The sequence below is a fragment of the Clostridium sp. YIM B02569 genome (assembly GCF_022320765.1).
Taxonomy (GTDB): domain Bacteria; phylum Bacillota; class Clostridia; order Clostridiales; family Clostridiaceae; genus Clostridium; species Clostridium beijerinckii.
The window spans coordinates 1-20,866 of record NZ_JAKJJX010000042.1; the positions used below are offsets into that span (position 1 = coordinate 1).

Annotated in this window: 15 protein-coding genes, 1 riboswitch and 1 other annotated feature; of the genes, 2 read left to right on the plus strand and 13 right to left on the minus strand. The window is 30.6% G+C overall.

All coding sequences use genetic code 11. The annotated features are described in order from the left end of the window. Positions 1–79: 79 nt before the first annotated feature. From L3B96_RS25685 to L3B96_RS25735, 11 genes are all read right to left on the minus strand, one after another. On the minus strand, positions 80–1,477 hold the full coding sequence (locus L3B96_RS25685) for a glycoside hydrolase family 1 protein (RefSeq protein WP_238901011.1): 1,398 nt from the start codon (positions 1,475–1,477) through the stop codon (positions 80–82). Between the two features lie 83 nt (positions 1,478–1,560). Next, positions 1,561–2,439, minus strand: coding sequence for an ROK family protein (locus L3B96_RS25690; RefSeq protein ID WP_238948955.1), 879 nt, complete (start codon positions 2,437–2,439; stop codon positions 1,561–1,563). 568 nt (positions 2,440–3,007) lie between these two features. Beyond that, positions 3,008–5,005 (minus strand): methyl-accepting chemotaxis protein, encoded by a 1,998-nt coding sequence (locus tag L3B96_RS25695; RefSeq protein ID WP_238901012.1) that lies wholly within the window; start codon positions 5,003–5,005, stop codon positions 3,008–3,010. 314 nt (positions 5,006–5,319) lie between these two features. Next, positions 5,320–5,409, minus strand: a riboswitch (cyclic di-GMP riboswitch). Positions 5,410–5,547: 138 nt separating this feature from the next. Continuing rightward, the gene (gene aroD / locus L3B96_RS25700) at positions 5,548–6,315 is read right to left on the minus strand and encodes a type I 3-dehydroquinate dehydratase (protein WP_238948944.1); all 768 of its coding nucleotides are present in this window, start codon (positions 6,313–6,315) and stop codon (positions 5,548–5,550) included. 57 nt (positions 6,316–6,372) lie between these two features. Further along, on the minus strand, positions 6,373–7,044 hold the full coding sequence (locus tag L3B96_RS25705; protein WP_238901014.1) for a DUF6198 family protein: 672 nt from the start codon (positions 7,042–7,044) through the stop codon (positions 6,373–6,375). A gap of 228 nt (positions 7,045–7,272) precedes the next feature. Beyond that, a complete protein-coding gene (locus L3B96_RS25710) occupies positions 7,273–8,142 on the minus strand; it encodes a shikimate dehydrogenase (RefSeq protein WP_015395341.1) in 870 nt (289 codons plus the stop codon). A gap of 180 nt (positions 8,143–8,322) precedes the next feature. Beyond that, the gene (locus L3B96_RS25715; protein WP_238948945.1) at positions 8,323–9,627 is read right to left on the minus strand and encodes an MFS transporter; all 1,305 of its coding nucleotides are present in this window, start codon (positions 9,625–9,627) and stop codon (positions 8,323–8,325) included. Positions 9,628–9,946: 319 nt separating this feature from the next. Next, entirely contained in the window at positions 9,947–11,155 is a 1,209-nt protein-coding gene (locus L3B96_RS25720; protein WP_238901017.1) for an MFS transporter, read from the minus strand. Positions 11,156–11,361: 206 nt separating this feature from the next. Further along, the gene (locus tag L3B96_RS25725) at positions 11,362–12,231 is read right to left on the minus strand and encodes a shikimate dehydrogenase (RefSeq protein ID WP_238901018.1); all 870 of its coding nucleotides are present in this window, start codon (positions 12,229–12,231) and stop codon (positions 11,362–11,364) included. A gap of 43 nt (positions 12,232–12,274) precedes the next feature. After that, positions 12,275–14,197 (minus strand): FAD-dependent oxidoreductase, encoded by a 1,923-nt coding sequence (locus tag L3B96_RS25730; RefSeq protein WP_238948946.1) that lies wholly within the window; start codon positions 14,195–14,197, stop codon positions 12,275–12,277. Between the two features lie 88 nt (positions 14,198–14,285). Then, positions 14,286–15,167: a TIM barrel protein gene (locus L3B96_RS25735; RefSeq protein WP_238948947.1), complete on the minus strand. Its 882-nt coding sequence runs from the start codon at positions 15,165–15,167 to the stop codon at positions 14,286–14,288. A 283-nt stretch (positions 15,168–15,450) separates the two neighbouring features. Here L3B96_RS25735 and L3B96_RS25740 point away from each other — a divergent pair, with 283 nt between their 5' ends. Further along, on the plus strand, positions 15,451–16,332 hold the full coding sequence (locus L3B96_RS25740; RefSeq protein WP_238901021.1) for a LysR family transcriptional regulator: 882 nt from the start codon (positions 15,451–15,453) through the stop codon (positions 16,330–16,332). A gap of 404 nt (positions 16,333–16,736) precedes the next feature. On the opposite strand, the gene L3B96_RS25745 is transcribed toward L3B96_RS25740, so the two are convergent. Then, entirely contained in the window at positions 16,737–16,934 is a 198-nt protein-coding gene (locus L3B96_RS25745) for a hypothetical protein (protein WP_238901022.1), read from the minus strand. A 57-nt stretch (positions 16,935–16,991) separates the two neighbouring features. Next, positions 16,992–17,245: a binding site (T-box leader), on the minus strand. A 252-nt stretch (positions 17,246–17,497) separates the two neighbouring features. After that, positions 17,498–19,507: an FAD-dependent oxidoreductase gene (locus tag L3B96_RS25750; RefSeq protein ID WP_238948948.1), complete on the minus strand. Its 2,010-nt coding sequence runs from the start codon at positions 19,505–19,507 to the stop codon at positions 17,498–17,500. 433 nt (positions 19,508–19,940) lie between these two features. Here L3B96_RS25750 and L3B96_RS25755 point away from each other — a divergent pair, with 433 nt between their 5' ends. Further along, a complete protein-coding gene (locus tag L3B96_RS25755; RefSeq protein ID WP_238901299.1) occupies positions 19,941–20,831 on the plus strand; it encodes a LysR family transcriptional regulator in 891 nt (296 codons plus the stop codon). The last annotated feature ends 35 nt before the right edge of the window (positions 20,832–20,866 follow it).

The following is a 20,866-nucleotide window of genomic DNA, read 5'->3' on the forward strand; positions in this document are numbered from 1 at the left end:
AAGGATTTATCATAAATGTTTTTTTATTTTATTCAGTTGTAAAATTATTCAAGCATTTTTGCACTATTATAGTTTCTATCTAAAATCCGTTATTTTTTGCAACTTCTTTAATCCATCTTCCTGATTTTTTAATTGTCTTTTTTTGAGTAGCTAAATCTACAGCAATAAACCCATATCTATTTTTATATGCATTAGCCCATGACCAACAATCAATCGGAGTCCATGTGTGATAACCAAAACAATTAGATCCTTCACTTATCCCTTTATGAAGATATGATAAATGCTCCTCATAGAACTCTATTCTATAATCATCTTCTATAACTCCATCTGCATTTATATATTTTTCTTCCCCTTCAACTCCCATACCATTTTCAGATATGTACCATGGAATGTTGTTATAATTATCTCTTATATTAATCGCTATATCATACATGCATTGTGGGTATATCTCCCATCCTCTATATGGATTCATTCTTCTTCCTGGCATTTCATAATCGTCAAAATACTTATTAGGCATCCAACCTTTTGAATCGTCGAATTTTTCTTCCTTAGCTTTTGCTCTTCTTGGTTGATAATAATTAACTCCTAAGAAGTCAATTGTGTTGTTTTTTATTATTTCTAATTCTTCTTCTGTTGATTCCCATATTACATTATCTTTGGTTAAAACTTCAACTAAATCCGTTGTAAACTCACCTTTTATAGCTGGATCCAAAAATGAATTGTTAAAGAAATCTTCTGCAAATTTAGCTGCTTTTACATCTTCTTCATTTTGTGATCTTGGATATGAAGGCGTTAAATTAAGAATAATACCAATCTTCCCACCATTCTTACCACAATTTGATTCTTTAAACTCTTTTATAGCCTTTGCTGATGCCAAATTTAAATTATATAAAACTTGCACTGCTTTTTTCCCATCAACTATCTTTGGATAATGGAATTTATATAAATATTCACCTTCAACTACAACCATAGGTTCATTAAATGTTGCCCAATGTTTAACTCTATCTCCAAATAACTCAAAGCACTTCTTTGCAAACAATGCAAATAAATCTACTACATGTTTTGATTCCCATCCGCCATATTTATCATATAATTCAACTGGTAAATCAAAGTGGTGTAGATTCATAACTGGAAGGATATTATTTGTAATACATTCATCTATTACAGCATTGTAGAATCTTACACCATCTTCATCTACTTCTCCAGTTTCAAAATCTTTTATCAATCGTGTCCATTGAATTGATGTTCTAATACTATTTAAACCTATTTCTTTAATCAATTTTAAATCTTCTTTATAACTGTTATAAAAGTTTGATGCTACATTAGGACCTACTCCATTAAAAAATGCTTCTGGTTCTATATCAAACCAGTGATCAAATACACTATCATGCTTTTTATTAAATCGACCTTCACTTTGTGGACCTGATGTTGCTGATCCCCACCAAAAATTTTCTGGGAACTTGAATTGTATACTCATCTTATGCCTCCTATATTTCTTTATTTAAATTATGTTATTTTCTCCATACGTTAAATATTTATAAAATGAAATAGTATTTTCTTCTATAACATTGCTGCACCAATAAGACCTGCATTATCACCAATTTGCGCTATTCTTATATCAACAATAGATGGATCTGAAACCTTAGTCTTAGTGCACTCAATAATTTTAGGTAGCAAGTAAGTATTATATATTAATACTGCTCCACCAATAACTACAGTTTCTGGATCTACTACAGCTATCACATTAGCTATACCAATTGAAATATTGTTAATCCATTTTTCTATTACCTGGACAGCCTTTTCATCATTGCTTTTATATAGATCAAACACTTCTTTTGTGCTTAATGTTTTTCCATATGCTTCTGATGCTATTCTAGCTATATTTACACCACTACATTGTCCTTCAAGCCCGCCTTTATTTGTACCTGCATGACTATACTTGTCCTCATTTATTATCATGTTGTAGATTTCTGCTGTTTGACTATGTGCTCCATTTATAATCTTCTTATCAATAATTAATGCACCGCCTACTCCAGTAGAAACCGTTATATAAAATACCGATTCGCATTCTTTAGCACTTCCAACTAAGCTTTCTGCAAGCCCTGCTACATTAGCGTCATTATTAACTTGAACAGGCAATCCCAATTTCTCACTTAGATATTCTTTTATATTAAAGTTTTCCCATCCTTTTAAATTAACAGGGTTTAATAATTTACCTACTTTTAAGTCTAGTGGTCCTGGTGCACCTACTCCCACTTTTTCTATTTCATAACTGCTCCATTGTCCCTTTATTTGATTAACTAATTTATTTAAGTTATAAGCCGCCCCCTTTTGCACTTCGTTTTCAACTTTAAATATTTGTATTATATCTCCTTCTTTGGATATAACTGCTGCTCTTAAATTTGTACCACCTATGTCTATTCCTATAAAAAACGATATTTTAATCTCCTCCTAACTATATTAATAATCATTTTGGTATTTATTTTATTAATATAAATTACTCTCTTATATTCAATTATATAACACTATATATCACTTATCAATAATATGTTATGTCATTTAATATATAAAAATATTATTTTTCACTCTTACTTTATAAATCGAATCCAATTTATCTGTTTTTATTAAAAGGAAAAAGATAGATAATATATCTATCACTAAATTCACTGTATTGAATACTTCAATCTTATACTATAACTATTCCATAAATTCTACTTAATCCTCGTATTTTCTTTTAAATACTAATATTTAAAAGAAAAGAGTATCAATTTTATAAATTAATACTCTTGCTCGTAGTAGTTTTTATTCTTCCATTAATTGCATATATTAGTTTATCTTAATTACTAAGTTTTGTACAAACAAAACCATAGCATTTTCCAAGTTATAGTTTCTCAAAAATAAATAAAGGATAGTGCCCAGCCTTAATGAATAATTTTACCTTTGGTAATTATATGCAAATATAGCTTTTACCTTTGCAGGAAATCTAGATAATTGACCGCCAAAAAAATTAAACTTTAAATTTATCAACTTCTTCAATCATTTCATTCATCATACTATTCAGTATTTGTGCTGCTGAAGCCACTTCTTCAGTTGAAGCATTCATTTCCTCTGAAGATGCTGAAATTTCCTCTGAGGATGCTGAAACTTCAACCGAAATAGAAGATAAACCTTCTACTTTGGTAATAATAGAATTTTTATCAGTTTCTATGTTCTCTGCTGAATTTTTAACAATTTCAATTTTGGGAATCACTTCATCAACAGCTTCTATAATTTTTTTAAAGGATATTATTGAATTTTCTATTACATTAACCTGATTTATTAGCTCTTGATCCATGTTAACAGAATCTTCAACTATAACGTCAGTTTCTTTAAATATTCCGCTTATTAATTTACTGATGCTTTCTGATGACTCTTTTGATTGTTCAGCAAGCTGCCTAATTTCATCTGCAACCACTGCAAAACCTTTTCCTGCTTCTCCTGCCCTTGCTGCTTCTATAGCCGCATTCAAGGCTAATAAATTCGTTTGGTCTGCAACATCATTTATTAAATTAGTAATTTCATTTATCTTATTAACATTCTTTCCAAGGGCATTTATTTTACCATAAAATACTTTAAATGATTTACTTACATTTGTTACTGATTGGTTTAATCCATTCATTTCACTACTGCTTGTATTTGCCATTATGCTTATCTCTCTAGAATTTGAATCTACTGCTTGTATCTCTTTAACCATCTTAGATAATTTATTACTAAATTCATTAAGGATTTCTGTTATATGTATTAACTCTTCTGATTGATTACTTGTACCTTTTGCTATTTCAGATATTGCTTCTGTAACATTTTGTGATACGTTTGCTATTTCTTCCGATATAGATGATAAATTATCTGATTGTGCATTAATATTTGAAGAGTTTTCTTTTACCTGCTTTATCATTTTTCCCAAAGATTCTTGCATTAATTTCATTAAATTAGTCATTTCTCCAATTTCATCTTTTTGATTCATATATTTAATTGAAACCTCTTCACTCAAGTTTCCTTCTGCCAATAACTTCAAATGTTTTGAAGTTGATTTTACACCATTAGATATATTACTTGCAATTATAAATATAATCCCACTTCCAATTAATATAAATATTATGGAAGATATTGCTACTGAAACTTTTAAACTAGATAATTCTGATAATACTTCACCTTCCGTTACTATAACACCTACAGACCATTCAGTTCCAGTAACCGGTGCATACCCTACGTATTTATCTACTCCATTAAAAGTATATTTACCGAGCCCTGTTTCACCTTCACCCATTCTAACTTCAATATCTGCTATTGCTTGTAATCTAGAATCTTTTTTAGATTCTTCAATTGGATTATACATACTAATAACCTTTTCCTTATCTGTACTAGCAATATTTGCTCCATCTTTTCTAATCATAAATGCATAACCAGTTTGGCCTATTTTAAGTTGGTTAGTTAATTCACTTAAATAATTACCATCTCTTGTTTCTATTAACACGCCTACAATTTTATCATTATATTTAACTGGAACCGCATATACAACTACAACTTGTTTATTAGCATCTTTAGTTACTATTGGATCTGATACATTATCTTTACCTTCTAATGCTTTCTTTAAATACTCTCTATCCTTAACATTCGTAATTGTTCCATCTGGTTTTTTTATATCCCCATTTGTTTCTACAAATTCTAATCTAATACTTCCCATTCTTTTTGCTTCATTTGAAAGAATGGGAATTTTGCTTTCTGTTGCAATATTAGGATTACTTATTTCTGATGTAGCTGCAACAGCTTCTAAGGATTTTAGTTGTCCTTCAAGTCTTCCTGAAACGCTACTTGCAGTTTGTTCTGCAATTTTGGGTAATGTCTTTCCCAAATTTGATTTTAATGCATTTGACGAATTCATAAATGAAATTATCCCTAATCCCATGCATATACTTACTAATAATAAGCCTAAAAAAACTATTAATTTTGATTTTATACTTTTCATAATTCCACCCCTAACACTATTTACCCTCTCACAGCTCCTATAATTCGTTATTTTACTAAAATTTAATTTTAATATTCTTCTGTTTTTTCATTTATATATATTTAAAAATTTTAGTACAGATAATCAGTAAATTCAGTAGAATGCTGTAGTGAAACTAACTACAGAAATACATTATTTGAATAAACTATTTTATGAATATAATTTTTTAGCGTTAATTAAACGATAATATTTTTTATTCGACTTTCTTTAGAAACAAAAAGTGCCCATATAATTATGGACACCAAAATAAAATACAAAATTTATTACAAATACATTCTGGCAACCTGACAATCATAGAAAATAAGATTTCCCTTAGACTCATAGCTTTGCGACCTTATCTTTCAATAAGTGTGCTGTTAACATTATATTTTTTACTAAGTATTATCTATTACATTTTTTATAATTTACTTAAAGCATTAGTATCATAAGATCTAATCAACTAGATTTAAAATATATGCTTTTAATATATAAATAAATTATTTTTACAAAATCAAGCGTATTAATTATTTGACACTATTATGTAAAATATTAAGTACTGCACGTAAATCAGCTACTGCTATTTGACCAGGTGCTGAGGCTTTCTTGGCTGCTCCAAATGTTAATGATGAACCAAATATTTCTCCCGCTAAACGACTTATAACTCCAGTACCAGCCATAGACATTGTAATTATTGGACCTTCAGCATAATTTTGAACCATTTCGTTTGTAGCCGAAAGTAAAACTAATACATCACTTTGATTTTTAGGCATCACAGCTATTTTGGGTAAATCAGCTTTTAATTCTTGCATTTTTCTTAAACGTGATACAATTTCTTCTTGTGTCGGAGTTTTAAAGAAATCATGATTTGACATTACAACTTTAACCCCAGAAGCTTGTGCAGAAGCAACTATATCCTTAACTATTTCATCACCAGTGAAAAGCTCCACATCAACTAAATCAACTAATGATGTAGCTACAATTTCTTTATTTAATTGCGCATAATATTCTACAGATACTTCTTTTTCTCCACCTTCTTTTTTACTACGGAATGTAAATAATATAGGTGTATTTAGAAGAAGTTTTCTTATAGCTACAAGTACTTCTTTAACTTTTTCTATCTCTTCTACATTTTCATAAAAGTCAACCCGCCACTCAACAACATCTAATCTAATATTTTTTAAAGAATTAACTTCTTCTAGAAGTTCTTCCTTTGTTCTTCCAACTATTGGAACACAAATTTTAGGAATTCCTTCTCCAATTCTAATATCTCTAACTTTTACTGTTTTTTTCATAATTATCCTCCTTGTTTCTAACTATATACATACGAGTTTTGTAATTTTTAGATTTAATTAGTTCACTGTTTCATAATTTTTATCAGCAATAAATTCGTCAATAATGAAAGATAGGTTTTTATTATAAAATCTGATAATAAATCCCGAAATTATAGCTGCAATAATTGTACCCTCCCGCATTCCTACAATTTTATGAAAGAATACCAAAGATGCAATAATTGATAGAATAACAAGTGAAATATCAAATGCAACTTTTATAAAACTAAAATCTTTTCCAGTTTTAATTGAAATTGCTTGCACAAATGCTTCACCAGAATTCATAATAACATCAGCTAAAACTGTAAAGCTTACCCCTAATGCTAATACAAAACATCCTAAAAACAATAATAGAATACAAGATATATACCTATGTATTGAAATACCACTTAGCATATATCTTGTAAAATCAACAAAACTTCCAAATATAAATGATAATGGAATCTGTAAAAGTTGAAAAGCTTGAAACTTTTTGCCTAAAATAAATATTTGAGATATTATTAAAATCATATTCCATATAATAGTAAACATGCCTAACGATATAGATGTAAATTTTAAGCTTATTACGTAAGGCATTGATGATATTGGAGATGTTCCAAGTTGGGCTTTTACCATAAGCGAAATTCCTATTGCCATAATAAATAATCCTACTATAAACAAAATATAACGTCTTATCAATTCTTTTTTAGACAAATTATACACTTCCTATCTTTTTGCAGTCCAATTTTATATTGTGTGTCAAAATACTTTTATATAATATTTTCATAAAATAATTAAAGAATAAATTTTAAAACTCATATGCTATATAAGCTACAATAAATATTTTATTCATATATTATAATTATAACTTGCTTCTACTTTAATATAGCATAATTATCGCAGCTTATATGAGCACTATTCATTTTTTATCTACTTATGATATTATTTAATGTTTAAAAATTCTTTCATATGTTCAATAGGCATTTCTTTTCCTGTGAAAAGTTTAAATGCTTCTGCTCCTTGATATAACATCATCCCATCACCATTAATCCATTTACAACCTACTTTATCAGCTGTTTCTAATAATTTAGTTACATGTGGCATATAAACTGTATCTGCTACGAATAAGTCAGGACGTAAGTAAGTTTCATCTGGAATTACCATTTGACCTTCTAATGGCTTCATACCAACACCTGTAGCATTTACAAAAAGATAACTTGATTCAATTTCACTTCTTAAAGCATCAGTATCAGCTAAGTCAAATAATTTAACTTTACAGTTTGTTTTTTCAGTTAACTTTTTAACTGTTTCTTCTGCTCTTGCCCAGAATTTATCCTTAATATTAAAGATAGATATTTCAGCCACACCATCTAAAGCAGCTTGAACTTGAATTGCTGTAGCAGCACCACCAGCTCCTGCTATAGTCATTTTCTTACCAATCACATCAATACCACTATCTTTTAATGAAGTCATAAATCCAACTCCATCTGTTATATGTCCAGTTAAAACACCATCATCATTTACAACCGTGTTAACTGCACCTGCAAGCTCTGCTGCTGGAGAAATCTTATCTAAATATTTGTGAATAACAGTCTTATTAGGCATTGATACATTAGATCCACGGGCTTTTAATGCCTTTAATCCTTTTACTGCATCTTCTAGCTCATCGTTACCCACTTCAAAAGCAAGGTATGCATAATCAAGTCCTAAATATGAAAAAGCTTCATTATGCATCGTTGGTGATTTAGTATGCTTTATTGGTGTTGCAATTAACCCTATTAATGTAGTATATCCTGTAATACGTCTTTCCATTTCTCATCTCTCCTTAATTTTAAATAATATATATTTATTAAAATTTTTATTTGTTAATTTTCCTACAATTATATGATATGTCTATTTCTAATAATATTCCAATTAATTCTTCTCTTATTATCAATAGAAATATTCTATGAATAAATTACTAAAAATCTAGATTGTTAAACATAACCTTAATTAATCTGGAATCACAATACGTTTAGGTTTTCCGATAATAAATATGTACGAAAAAGCGCCTAATCCACCCATTGCAGAAACAAAAACCAATGCAGATGCATAAGATCCTGTTGCAGCAATTAAGTAGCCAACTATAGCAGGAGATAGAGCCCCTCCCATATTAGATACAAAATTAAAAACTGAACCGCATAATCCTACTAATTGTTTAGGCATTATCTCAGATAACAGGGCCCAAGAAATAGTTGATGCCATACCTTGACCAAAGAAAGCTATGCACATAAATATGATAACAGTTGTAATATCATTAGTATAATTAGCAGCCATAATAACAGCAGATAATAGTAAACCGATAATAACTGGAAGTTTACGTGATATTCCTATTCCATATTCTTTAGAAATCATCCAATCTGACCATCTTCCAGCAAACAAAACCCCAGCAATTGCTGCCATATATGGTAAAGCTCCATAAATCCCCATCTTTAACATAGTCATATGTTTTTCAGCAACAAGGTAAGATGGAAACCATGTCATAAAAAAGAATAATATCGCAGTATTACAAAATCCACCTATATACATTCCCCATAACTGACGGCTTGTAAAAAGATACTTTACCTGTTTCCAATTAACTTTATTTTTTTCTGCGATAGTATCTGAAAGACCACCGCCTTCTTTAATAAGGTCAATCTCTTCTTGGTTAACCCCCTTTGACTTGGCTGGGTCATTATAACAAAACAACCAAAAAAATGTGAATATAATTCCTATTAAACTAGTAGCAACAAATATAGATTTCCATCCAGAATTTACCAAAAGCCATGTTAAAACAGGAGTACATAATGCGAGCCCTATATATTCAGCTCCAGTATAAGCACCAATTGCTAATCCACGTTCTCTAGATGGAAACCATGCAGTAACAATACGGCTATTTGCTGGAAAAGCTGGTGCCTCAAATATGCCAAGTCCAAGACGACAAGCAATCATGCTGGCAAAGTTATAAGTAAGTGACATAGCTCCTGTAAATGCAGACCATCCAAAAAGTGCAATCCCATATACTACTCTTGGTCCTAAGCGTTCAAGAAACCAACCACATGGAATTTGCATACACGTATATGACCAACTCATAGCAGAAAATATTAATCCCATTTTAGCAGCATTAAAACCCATATCACTTGATATAAATGGAGCTGCTACTGAAATATTAGCTCTATCTAGGTAATTTATAAAAGTTATTATACATACCAAAAAAAGTACGAACCATCGTCTCTTTGTCGGTTCTTCTTTGATTTTACCAATATTCTCTTGATCCATTATTTTCCCTCCAATTTTATTAATTATATTCTAGTTTTGTTATATAATTATTTTCTTATACTATATAATCTTATTCTTCTTTGCTACCCTCCTTTTGATCAAATCTATATAAAATAAAAACACCTAAATTCGAAATGCTAAGTATATATAAAGGTAACTACAATCCATTCAGCAATACAAAGTCCAATAAATTTGAAAATTATTTATAAAAAACCATCATACTCACTTCATTATTTGATAAATTATACTGAAAATAATTAATATGAGAATGATGGTATTTTGTAAAAGTTTTATTGAATTAATTATAAACTTCCAATACTTACTTTATTTCTGCTTTAGCGTATTGTTTATTTACAAATAATGCAAGTAGAATACCAACAGCAGTAATTACCACATTAAATATGAGCACATATTTTGGTCCTTCTAGACCACCTGACTTTGAGATATAACTAGCTGCATTTAAGATAACATAGTTAGCTACACTCGATGCAATCATAACAATAGATGTAATCTTTCCTTTGTTTGTTGGAAACATAGAGTTTGCTGTTGATACAGCTAACTGAAGTACACCACCTGCTGCTGAATATCCTATTATAAATCCACCAATCAGACAAATTTCTGGCGTTTGTACAAAGTATATAATCAATAACATGATTGCTGAAATCGCTGGATAAATAACAAGTATTCTAACTGGTTTAAGAAAACTTTTTACAAGTGCAGCTGTTACTAATACAGCAACCATTGACCCTAATGCATAATAAGTTTGAATTTGACTTGGATTAGCTAAACCATATAACTTTCCTAATTCTTGATTACAATTTAACCATAGTTGAAATGTAGATGTACATGTAAAACCAATACAAATAACTGCTATGCTTGTTGCTGTAAACTTCATTTTTTCTGATTTTATTGGTGTATCTTTTGTTGTATTTACATTTCCATTTTTAGGTGGAAACTGTGCAATTGCAATTAAAATACCATCTATAGCTAATGCTATACCTGTCACAAAGAAAATAGTTGTATAAGACATATTGCTTGCTGCAATAAAACCAATTATAAAAGGAAGTAAAAATTGTCCTATTGATATCGAGAACTTTGTAAACATATTGGCAACATCACCAGAATTCACAAAAATCTCTAGGCATGATGGAGTAACACATGTATCTAAGAAAGAATTAGCTGCACCACCTAATAATGCAAATGCATAAGCAACATACATATTTGGAGATATTGCAATTCCTATAAAGTAAGCTACATATAAAACGACACCGATTAATCCAGAAATTTTCCTTCCGAATCTGTCTGAAATTGGACCCGAAAATGGAAGTGTTATTAAACGTCCAAGTCCTAATGCAGCAATTACTGCGAGCACCATACTTACATCAAAAGTACCATTAGATAATTTGTCTGCACCCCATGCACCCGCAAAATTCTGTTTGTATTGTCCAAGTATTGATACTCCAATACCATGTATGAAATATGTAAAGTATAGTGCTAAAGCCGTCGGATAATATTTTTTATTATTCATTGTTTTTCCCCTTTCATTTTTCCTTTGATATAATATTATTAATTAAATTAGTTCACTTTATCATTTTTGTTAATTTTTTAACTTTTTTGACTAAATAAAATTATTTGAATACACTTCCTAATAATGAGGCTGGATTCAAAATCCAACCTATAACATAATAAAATTCATTATAATGGGGTATTCACTTTCTTACTATATATCTAAGATTATTTAAAATACAACTCATTGACTTCTTTTGCAGGCATTTCGAGTCCTGTATATAATTTAAATGCCTCTGCACCTTGCCACAAAAGCATACCTATACCAGTCACTATTTTGCAGCCAGCAGCTTCTGCATCTTCTAAAAGCTTTGTTTTTCTTGGGTTATATACTACATCTGCTACAACTAAATCTTTTCTAAAAACACTTCTGTCTTTTATTGGAGATTCATTTTCGTTAGGATGCATTCCTACATGTGTTGCATTTACTAGAATATCACTATCTGCAATTTTATCATTAAGTTTTTGCACATCTTCTAGATCATATAAATTTAAAACACATTCTGAGACTTCTTTTCTAACATTTTCAATAGTTTTCTCAGCTTTTTTGTAAAAATCATCTTTTATATTGAAGGTATTAATTTCTTTAGCTCCATCTAAAGCACATTGAACTTGGATCGCTGTTGCAGCACCACCAGCACCTAAAATAGTAATTTTCTTATTTTTTATATCTACTCCATGCTCTTTCAAGTTACGCACGAATCCAACACCATCTGTAATATTTCCAGTTAATTTTCCCCCATCATTTACGATAGTATTAACTGCTCCAACTAGACGCGCTGCTGGAGATAATTCATCCATATATTTAGCAACTTCATTTTTGCATGGCATTGTTACGTTTGCGCCTTTTATATTTAATGTTCTAAAAGCTGCAATAGTATCCTTCACTTTTTCTATTGAAATATCAAAAGCTACATATGCTGAGTCTATTCCTAACTTTTGAAAACTATAATTGTACATAGCCGGAGATCCTGAATGACCTATTGGTGTACCAATCAAACAATATAATGCTGTTGTTCCTGAAATTCTCTTTTCCATAAATATCCCTCACAATTTTAATATCTCGTTTTTAAGATATTAATTATAATTTCATTGCTACTTCCATTGCTTCAGCCGTAGCATCTAGGGCTCTACGAGCTCTTACTGCATCTCCAACAACATAAGTTTCTTTTACAATTTCCTTAACTTTTTCACTTAATGGATCATAATTACGTGCTCCCATAGCAAGTACTACTGAATCAAAGCCTTCAAGAGTATGTTCTGATCCATCTTCTAATGTATAAGCAACGCCACCTTCAAAGAATTTTGCAACTTTTGCATTAGTAACACTTTTAATCTTATATTCTTCAAAGTCTTTCATTAAGAATTTACGGTGTTCAGAAATTACATCTGCTCCTACTTTATCACGAAGTTCAATAACTGTAACATCATGTCCTTGTTCTCCTAAGAAATCAGCTGTTTCACATCCAACCATTCCGCCACCTACTACAAGTACTTTTTCACCACAAGATTCTTTTCCATCAAGAAGATCTACTGCATGTATTAATCCTGATTCATTAATTCCTGGGATTGGAAGAACTAATGGTTTTGCACCAGTTGCAATAATTACTGCATCAGGTTTTTCTGCTTCTAAAATTTCTGTAGTTACTTCTGTATTCATACGAACTTTTACTCCATATTGTTCGCATTTAGCAACATAACTACGTACCATATTTGTAAGATCTCCTTTTCCTGGAGGATAAGCTGCTAAACGCATTTGTCCACCAAGGGTATCTGTTGCCTCAAATAATGTTACATCGTGACCTCTTTCAGCTGCTGCCCATCCTGCAAGCATACCGCCAACTCCACCACCTACAACAATTACTTTCTTTTTAGTTTCAGCTGGCTTCATTTCCCCTTCATAACCGAGGAATGGATTTACAAGACATTTAACTGGATTTCCTTGATACATATTTCCAACGCAGCCTTGTAAGCAGGCAATACATGGATTTAATTGATCTAATTTACCTTCTTTCGCCTTATTAGGTGCGTGAGGATCAGCTAAACTTTGACGTCCAAATGCTACTAAATCAGCACGTCCTTCACGAACTAATAATTCTGCATAATGTGGTTCAGTAAAACGTCCAACAATAATAACTGGAATATTTACTGCACGCTTAATTTCTGTAACTAGCTCTGCATTAAATCCTCCGTGTAAAACTGTAGGTGCCCACATATATTCATCACGTATATGTACAGCACGTGAAACATGAAGACCGTCAACACCACACTCTTCTAAATAAGCAGCAATTGTTGAACTATCATGAACATCTAATCCACCGTCAACTTCGTCAGAACTATTTATACGACAAAGAATTGCTATAGATTGTCCAACTTTTTTACGTATGTTTTCAATTATTAAACGTGGTAAACGCATTCTGTTTTCAAAGCAACCACCAAATTCATCCACACGCTTATTAGTTCTTGGTGAAAGGAAACTATTAACTAAATATCCATGCGCACAATGAACTTCTACTGCATCAGCTCCTGCTTCCTTTGCACGTACTGCTGCATCACCGTAGAATTCTATAAGTTCATAGATTTCTTCTCTAGAAATAGCAACAGGCGTATTTCTTCCTAGAGATGATGGTATTGCTGAAGCAGCTTTTAATGGATAGCCTGCAATCTTTGCATTTCCTTCTGGTCCTGCATGTTGAAGCTGAATAGATATTTTTGCACCAGCCTCATGACAAGCATCTATAACTTTCTTAAAGCTTTCTACAGTCTTATCTTCAAATAAACATGGTTTACGTGGTCCACCCTTAGCTTTCTTATCTACAACAGTAGCTTCAAAAGTAATTAATCCAAATCCTCCAATAGCACGTTCACGGTAATAAGCTAAAGATTTATCACTCAATGTTCCATCTGTATTTGCAAAATTGTTACCCATTGGTGGAACTACAAAACGATTTGGAACTGTCATTGGCCCAATTTTAATTGGGGTAAACATTGACTTAAATTTCATAAAAACAAATCATCCTTTCATTGTTAATTTAATTCACAATTATTTATCTTTTGTTTACTTTAAAATATGCAATTAATATTGTATATTTCTATTTTTGGGGATATACTTCAGGCCAAGCCTTATCCAATACTTTTATAGTATTGTTATATGTGTGTTTAGCTGCTTCGGCAACACCTTTTGCTAAAATAGCATCACTTATTACTTCAACACCTATACATGCTGGTTTTATACCTTTTTCTTTAATCATACGAACAAAACCTTCTGTTACATTTATTCCTGTACCAGGTGCAAGTCTGTCATGCATTGATTCATCTCTTAATATAGATTTTGCATAAGGTCTTTCATAAACATCGTTGATTTGAATAGATACGATCTTATCAGCTGGAATACCTTCTAATAATTTAATATCATTTTCTTGGTTTGCTCTTGCCCAATGCCATGTATCTAAGATAAGTTTAGCATTGTCACAACCTGAAGCTTCAACTACTGCCCAACCCTTTTTAACATCTGGGATACCACTATATGGCATAGGTTCTACACCAATTACATATTTGCCTGCTCTTTGACATAATTCTTTTAACTTTTGTGCAGTATGTTCTACACTATAAGTTTCCATTAAACCAATATTTATATGTTGAACATTAAATAATTCACACATATGGAAGCATATTTGTTCTTTGTATTTTTGTTCATAAGAACGGTTATTTTCAGCCCAAAGTGTAATGTATTCAACTTCTGTAACCTTCATGTCATATTTTTTAAGAATATCAAGAATATCAGAATCGAATAAACCTTCATTTAATGCATCTACATATGTTTCAGCACGAAGACCTATTCCTTCATATCCTGCTTCTTTAGCTGCTTTAACTCTTTCCTCAAATTTACATTGATCTCCTAATGTCCATGAGCTAACTGTAAGTGGTGGACATTGTCCTTCCTCATAAGTATTTTTCATAACTTCATTATTCATGGTATTTACTCCTTTCAATTTAAAAACATTGATATCTAAATAACATTGATATCGATTTCTGGATTTTGTTTAAAAACTGTTTCTATAAAACATTAATCATTCTACCGGTAGATTGAAAGCTGAGTCCCATTTATTAATCAATATTATTGGAATCTATATTTATATTATATTATAGGCCTATTTAGAAAACAAATTGATAATATCCTAACAATCTATAGATTTTATATATAGGTCATGCTATAATTTCACCATAATACATACATTATGAAAGCGAGGTGCTAAATTGAATTTATATCATTTACGTTATTTCATAACTCTGGCGCATTTAGAACACTATACAAAAGCTGCCGAAAAATTAATGATTACTCAACCAAGCTTAAGTAGTGCTATTTCTTCATTAGAAAAAGAACTTGGAGTTTCACTTTTCGAAAAGGAAGGTAGGAATGTTGTATTAACAAAGTGTGGAAAAATGTTTTTTGCTGCTGTGCAAGAATCTTTAGAAATTCTTGACTCAAATGTAGCCACTTTAAAATCAATCAGTAATGGAGAAGGTATAATTGATTTAGCTTTTCTTAGGACATTAGGAAGTGATTTTGTTCCAGATGTTACTTCATTTTTTTTAGAATCTCATCCTAAAAAAGAAATTAAATTTCACTTTCATACTGGAGTAACTTCCGATATTATTCAGGGGCTTAAAGATAGAAAATATGATATTGCATTTTGCTCTAAGATTAAAGAAGAGCATACTATTGAGTTTATTCCAATTGCCAAACAAGAATTGGTTTTAATAGTTCCTACTGATCATCCACTTGCAAATAAAGATACTATAGATTTAATCGAAACTATTCCATATCCTCAAATTATTTTCACAAGAAAAAGCGGACTTCGACCTATAATAGACGATTTATTCAATCAAATCGGACAGCAGCCAAAAGTTGCTTATGAAGTTGAAGAAGATCAAGTAATAGCAGGATTGGTTTCTAAGAATTTTGGTATTGCAGTTTGTCCTAATATGCCTATGCTAAATTCTATGAATTTGAAAGTTATTCAGATTAAAAGCCCAAACTGGGAAAGGATATTTTATTTAGCGGTAATTAAAGATAGAGCATTAACACCTGTAATTCAAAGCTTTAAAGATTATGTAATTAAATCCTCACAACTATAATAACTATACTTTATTTTAGTTAATTTTATTAACTCCATTTAATTGTCATAAGTTAAACAAAGGATATAAAAACTCAAATTAATGTGACATATTCTAAAGAAAGTGGCTATGGCTATGGCGATAATTATAGATGATTACATATTCACTAATAGTACTTATAAAATTGAATTGGATGAAGTTCACAATTTATTAAAGCAATCATATTGATGAAAAAATCAACAAAAGTCCTTTGGACAAAAGACGCCGATAAATTATATTCAAAATGTAGCTTTAAATAAGAAAATCATTATGAATTTATGCTTAATAGAAATTAGTCCTGTTTACACAGACCTAAAACATTAAATTCAAAAAAAGTTCCTATCCTTACAAATCCTAAGGTATAGGAACTTTTTAAGTTTAGAATATTAGTTTTTTTCTGCAATTTGGTTCTGGTTATTGTCCCTACACCATATTGCCCAATATTCATGACAACCTTGTTCTGTTTCATGACATTTCATACAATCATCTATTGTACATTTTCCTAAGCATTTAGCATATTTGTTATCTTCTTTCTTTAAGTCCTCATTTTGTATTATTTCGTTATTTTCCATGTTATTATTCATTTTTTACGCCCCCTATATCATTTAATTTATCCTACAAAAAAAACGCCCTTTGAAATTTCAAAGGACGATTAAAAACCATGTTACCACCTAATTTTATCTACAACTCACGCTGTAGAACTCAATGAGTATCTAACTAAAATAAATACCCTACATTTTTAACGGATGTTACCGGCACCTTCTACTTAGAAAATCAGTTCAAAGGGCAGCTCATAAGATGAATTCAGAAAAACTATTCTATGCACCTCTCATCAACCGGTTACTTTCTGTAAAGAAATTCTGTTTTCTTACTACTTCTTAGTCATAGCTTTTTTATTGTTCTATTTATATAATCATATCTTTTTTTAATGCTATTGTCAATATTTCTATGCATTTTTTATATTTATTTATAGATATTATTTATATATTTTATACAACAGTTTTAACCTTCTTTATTATTGCAGCAAGAGCTTTTAAAAATTCCTAAAGAATAAAAAATTACCACCATCTAAATATAAATCGTGGCAATTATCCATATTCTTATTATTTAAACTACTTTTAAATGATCCTGACAAATTAAATGTATCTTATCTAAAAGCACCCATTACTTCTAAAGTCTTAACTATATTTCTACCTTCTTCAGTACCATTTATTATTCTTCGCGCTCTAACACTATCTCCAATATTAAGAAGTTTTATATCTTTTTCCTGTGCATATTCTTCTAGATTTGGCAATTCAGATATTTCGGCTCTCATTCCAAGACACACAAATCCATAATCAAACGCTACATCCTCTATGACACCTTCTGGATTCTTAACTGTAAATGAATTTTCATTAACAGCCTGAAGTGCCGTTTCTGTAAGCTGATTAACATTATTTTCTTTCATCATATGGTATGCATCAAGCTTTGTATTTGTATCTAAATCTTTTCCTATTACAGGCATCATTTCAATATCCGAAACCTGTGCACCTCTTTCAGCAAAAAATTCTACTACATCAAGTCCTACTGCTCCACCGCCTACAACTACAACCTTCTTTCCTGTAAAGTCCTCATTTTCATATGTATTAAGACTTTCTATAAAACCAAAGGTTGATTTAATTTTTCCACCTTCTTTATCTATGTGCTCCTTCAAACCTGGTATTGGAGGAAGAAGCGGCTTTGAACCTGTTGCATTTACTATAATATCTGGGTTTACTTCACTTAAAACTTCTTTTGTAGCTCTTGTCTTAAGCTTTATAGTAAGATTAGGCAATTCTTTTGCTCTGTTTTCTAAATACTCTACAAAATAGTGAATTTTTCTCTTTGCAGGGACTGTTCCTATCATCCATGCTAGGCCGCCTAATCTATCTTTTTCCTCGAATAAAGTTACATTACATCCTACTTCTGCCGCTGTACATGCTGCTTCTAATCCAGCAGTACCTCCACCTATAACTGAAACATTAATTGTTTTTTTTACTTTTTTATCTTTATAATCATCTTCAAATATAAGATCTGGATTTATTGTACAACGAATTGGTTGAGATTTAGCCAAACGATGGTCTGCGCATCCTATATTACAAGAAATACATCTTCTAAGAAGGTGCTCCTCACCGCTTGCAACTTTATTGGCCCAATATGGTTCTGCTATTAAACCACGTCCCATAGCTATAAGATCTGCATCTCCATTTTTTATTGTTTCTTCACAAACCTCTGGCGTACGGAAATTTCCAGATGATATAACTGGTTTATTAAATCTTTCCTTTATAGCCTTAGCCATATAGCTTCTCCAACCTTCAGGAAGACTCATCTTATCATGCTGCAAATATAAATTATCATTTTGTGCTACAGATACATTTATAAAATCAACTTTTTCTTGTAAGTATTCCATTAATTCAAGTGAATCTTCAAGTGTATTTCCGCCTTTAAGCATATCATCCGCACTTATTCTAATTGCTACTGGGAATCTAGGGCCAACCGCTGCTCTTACTTCATCTAAAACCATTCTTGGAAATCTGGCTCTATTTTCAGCGCTTCCACCAAACTCGTCTTTTCTGTCATTAAATAGAGGTGAAAGAAATTGACTGAGAAGATATGAATGTCCTCCATGAATTTCAACTGAGTCAAACCCTGCTAATTGTGCCCTTCCAGCAGCTTCTCCATATTTTTTAGCAATTGCTTTCATTTCGTCTATGGTTAATGGTCTTGGAATAGCTCCCCCAGTTTTTGAAGGAATATTTGAAGATGATACTGGCTGTGCACCATTTAATCTTCCTGGATAAGCTGATGCTCCTGCATGGTTAAGCTGAACAGAAACCTTTGCACCATAAGCGTGAAGTCTTTCAACTAAAGTATAAAATCCAGGTACAAATTGATTATCATCAATTCTACACTGCTTTGTTCCATTAGTTCCCATAGGAAAATCAACACAAGCATTTTCTATAATAATAAGACCTGTCCCTCCCTTTGCCCTTAGTTCATAATATTTAATCATCTCTTCTGATACTTCTGCACTCACTGTTGCAAAATTGCTTCCAATAGGTGGCATTACCGTTCTATTTCTTAATATCATTCCATTGATAGTAATTGGTGACAAAAGATTTGTATATTTATTTTTCATAATTTTCCTCCTAGCTATTATGTATTAATTATTCTATGAGCTTCTTATTTCTAATGATTTTAATTACAATATACTCTTATTAGTTTTTGTATACTCTGGAATTGTCCATTCCTTAAAGCTAGACTTCTCCATATTTTTGCAAACAATTACAAAATTGAATATTTAAGTTAATAATATTAGAATCCAAGAAATCAACATAATAAATTGGATCCTATTAATTGAGATACTTTTCTGTTTGTTTAAATTTTAACTTGATTGATTAATTTTTAACTTAATTACGTAGCAAAAACTAAATCATATCCTTACAATCATATTTTAATATCTATTTATTCATTAATCTAATGCCTTTTTTGTATATTATTAATAGATTATATCTATTAATAATGATATACTTATACTTAATACTATAATATCAGAAAGGCTTGATGTTAAAATGAATTTGAATCATCTACAGTATTTTAGAGTATTAGCTAGACTTGAACATTATACCCAAGCTGCTAAAGAATTATCAATTACTCAGCCAAGTTTAAGTCATGCTATTTCATCACTAGAAAATGATTTAAACACTTACTTATTCGAAAAAGAAGGAAGAAATATTAAATTAACTAAGTATGGCCGTTTTTTCCTAGAATACGTTGAAAATGCCCTTAATGAATTGGAAATAGGCGAAAAAAAACTTAAAGCTTTAACTAATTCCTCTTTTGGTGTAATTGATTTAGGTTTCATCTATACCTTAGGGGCTTACGTTATGCCAAATATCATAAAAGAATTTTTAGATATTGAAAAATATAAAGATATATCATTTTCACTTTTTCAAGGCACTACTCATAATGTTATTGCTGGATTGAAAAGTGAAAAATTCGATTTGGGCTTCTGCTCATTTGTAGAAAATGAGCCTGATATAGATTTTGTGCCTATTTTAGAAGAACAACTGGTTCTAATTGTATCAAAAGATCATGAACTAGCTTATCTTGATAGTATTGATTTAAGTGAAGTAGATAGATATCCTTTTGTATTTTTTAATAAAGAAAGTGGTATAAGACCTCTTATTGATGGTTTATTTAATAAGGTAAATATTACTCCAAAAATTATATGCGAAGTAGAGGAAGATAGCGCTGTATTAGGATTAGTTGCCGTTAACTATGGAATCGCTATTATTCCTAATATATTTTTAATCAGAAATTTTGATGTGAAAGTCATTCATATAAATAATCCTATTGTTAAAAGACGTATATATCTTGCTTCAATAAAAAATAAATATATTTCTCCTTCTGCAAATCAATTTCGTAATTATATTATAAAAAACTTATGTGAAAATTTATAATTTATAATCATAAAACTTTTTATACCCCACAAAAC

What these genes read in the sequence shown, in the direction of transcription:
- L3B96_RS25730 (WP_238948946.1), bottom strand. Translation starts at nt 14,197, where the DNA reads ATGAAATTTAAGTCAATGTTTACCCCAATTAAAATTGGGCCAATGACA.
- L3B96_RS25735 (WP_238948947.1), bottom strand. Translation starts at nt 15,167, where the DNA reads ATGAATAATGAAGTTATGAAAAATACTTATGAGGAAGGACAATGTCCA.
- L3B96_RS25715 (WP_238948945.1), bottom strand. Translation starts at nt 9,627, where the DNA reads ATGGATCAAGAGAATATTGGTAAAATCAAAGAAGAACCGACAAAGAGA.
- L3B96_RS25720 (WP_238901017.1), bottom strand. Translation starts at nt 11,155, where the DNA reads ATGAATAATAAAAAATATTATCCGACGGCTTTAGCACTATACTTTACA.
- L3B96_RS25685 (WP_238901011.1), bottom strand. Translation starts at nt 1,477, where the DNA reads ATGAGTATACAATTCAAGTTCCCAGAAAATTTTTGGTGGGGATCAGCA.
- L3B96_RS25695 (WP_238901012.1), bottom strand. Translation starts at nt 5,005, where the DNA reads ATGAAAAGTATAAAATCAAAATTAATAGTTTTTTTAGGCTTATTATTA.
- L3B96_RS25745 (WP_238901022.1), bottom strand. Translation starts at nt 16,934, where the DNA reads ATGAATAATAACATGGAAAATAACGAAATAATACAAAATGAGGACTTA.
- L3B96_RS25725 (WP_238901018.1), bottom strand. Translation starts at nt 12,231, where the DNA reads ATGGAAAAGAGAATTTCAGGAACAACAGCATTATATTGTTTGATTGGT.
- L3B96_RS25750 (WP_238948948.1), bottom strand. Translation starts at nt 19,507, where the DNA reads ATGAAAAATAAATATACAAATCTTTTGTCACCAATTACTATCAATGGA.
- aroD (WP_238948944.1), bottom strand. Translation starts at nt 6,315, where the DNA reads ATGAAAAAAACAGTAAAAGTTAGAGATATTAGAATTGGAGAAGGAATT.
- L3B96_RS25755 (WP_238901299.1), top strand. Translation starts at nt 19,941, where the DNA reads ATGAATTTGAATCATCTACAGTATTTTAGAGTATTAGCTAGACTTGAA.
- L3B96_RS25710 (WP_015395341.1), bottom strand. Translation starts at nt 8,142, where the DNA reads ATGGAAAGACGTATTACAGGATATACTACATTAATAGGGTTAATTGCA.